Origin of the sequence: Paraburkholderia sp. CNPSo 3281, assembly GCF_024206515.1 — a bacterium.
GTDB classification, from domain to species: Bacteria; Pseudomonadota; Gammaproteobacteria; order Burkholderiales; family Burkholderiaceae; genus Paraburkholderia; species Paraburkholderia nodosa.
Map to the genome: position 1 here is coordinate 1 of NZ_JAMBPS010000131.1, position 1,947 is coordinate 1,947.

Annotated in this window: 2 protein-coding genes and 1 pseudogene; 1 reads left to right on the forward strand and 2 read right to left on the reverse strand. The window is 61.5% G+C overall.

The features are described 5' to 3' along the window. Positions 1-346, forward strand: a pseudogene (locus M3I56_RS40405) (transposase); the annotation flags it as partial. A 257-nt stretch (positions 347-603) separates the two neighbouring features. On the opposite strand, the gene M3I56_RS40410 reads toward M3I56_RS40405, so the two are convergent. Next, the gene (locus M3I56_RS40410) at positions 604-1,620 is read right to left on the reverse strand and encodes an IS110 family transposase (protein ID WP_254358631.1); all 1,017 of its coding nucleotides are present in this window, start codon (positions 1,618-1,620) and stop codon (positions 604-606) included. A gap of 180 nt (positions 1,621-1,800) precedes the next feature. Continuing rightward, the coding region (locus M3I56_RS40415) for an ATP-binding protein (protein WP_254357844.1) at positions 1,801-1,947 on the reverse strand (147 nt) is incomplete at its 5' end.

Here is a 1,947-nt window from a genome sequence, read left to right on the forward strand (position 1 = left end):
GCCTGCTGGCGATACGGAGCCGCTCAAATACTTTCTCACTACGGCCCCCGAAGAGGCGACCCTCGAGCAGCTCGTGTTCGTGACCAAAATGCGCTGGCGCATCGAGCGCGACTATCAGGACCTGAAGCAGGAGTTCGGGCTCGGTCATTATGAAGGACGAGGCTGGCGTGGCTTTCACCATCACGCCACACTGAGTATCGCTGCGTATGGGTTTCTGATGGCTCAACGACTCAGAATGCAATCAGGTGGGACATGGTAAAAAAACTTCCTTGAACGCGCGCTGCCTGCCCTTCCCTCGGATTACATCCCCCGGGGCAGTCCAGCGCGCTCAGCGCCACGTTCCTGATTCCATTACTACATTGCGCATCCTGCTTGGACAAGGGCTCATGCAACGATGGCTTTCTTGCTGTACGACAGTAGTGACCGGACCAACTTCTATCCGTGCCGGCACGAGACCGGGCACCACATACCGCATGCGCAAGGCGCTGGAACCACCCCTTATGGACGCGCCCCATCTAGAACTACGGTTACCTGCGAAGGTAACCCGCTTACTGTCCGGGCGCGCCGAACCTTCAAACGCTGTTGCCGCTCGACGTTGGCTACTCAGGTCGCTGTCACCTTCTTGGCAGGGGGCTTGAGGGTTGCCCCGAGGGGAATCTCACCGAATTCCAGATAGCGCCATAGCGCGACCGCCAGACGTCTGGCAAGTGCCACAATGCCGATGCGTCGCATACGCTTGCCGCCGCCTGCAAAGCGCTCGTTGAACCAGTCGCTTAGCTGGCTGCTGCGCTGGAAGCGCAACCAGCTCCACGCCAGTTCCACCATCAGCCATCGGGCTCGCTTGTTGCCGATCTTGCTGATGCCCTGCTCAACTTCACTGGTGCCGCTGGCATAGGGCGTCGGGGCCAGGCCCAGGCAGCCGGCCACTTCACGGCGGTTGTGAAACTGCCGCCAACCGAACAGTTCCCTGATCAGGACCCATGAACTGCCGGTGCCGATACCCGCAAGGCGCGCGAGCCGCGCAATCGCGGGTTGCGCACCGCTGCGCACCTCGCGCTGCTGCTGTACCTCGAGCGCCCTGATCTGCCTGGCAGCGAGCAACAGCCGTTCGAATTCGCGTTCGATCTCGGCGCGCAGGGCTGGCAACAGCTGTGTGGTGTGCTGCGCCCACCAGAGCGCCCACGCGCGGCCACCGATTCGCTCGGGCCGCAGGTTGTGGAGCACCAGCAGCGAGCGGATGCGGTTGCTATGGGCAGTGCGCTCCTGCCGCAGGCGATCGAGTTCACGGTGTACCCGCCGCTCATCTTCCTGTTCGGGGGTGGGGATACGTGCGACCGCCCAAACCCGGCGCTCACCGCCGTAGTAGCGCATCAGCATTGACAGCAGCTTGTCGCTGTCGAGACGGTCGGTCTTGGCGCGACGTCTGCGCCGGTTCACTTCGATACTGGCTGAATCCACCACCATGTTCGTGATCTGATGTGCTTCCAGGCAGCGGTGCAGCCAGAAGCCGTCACGCCCGGCTTCATAACAGCTGCGCACCAGGACATCAGTGGCCAGATGACAGCGCGCTTTGGCCTTTGAAATCGCCGTGAAGACTGCGGCCGTATCGCCGGCGGCCAACGTGCAGCGGCTCGGCGCGCGCACCCCATCGCCCAGCGAAAGCTTCCAGCTCCTGTCACCCAGTTCAAAGGCGACATACAGTGCGTATTTCGGGGAAGTTGAACGCCCGTTTCGATGAAGTCGAACAGGCCAGGAGGGAGGTGCTGCGTAGTGCTTAGATTGTACTGCGAGTGTTCGAGATCAGGCTACTTTTTGATCAGGAGCGTTCTTCTTTCGCATCGAATCGCCCTTCAATGCAAGCTTGTGAGCTTGATGGACGAGGCGGTCGAGGATTGCGTCGGCGAGCGTGGGGTCTTGCAGCCATGCGTGCCAGTGTTCAAGGGGCAG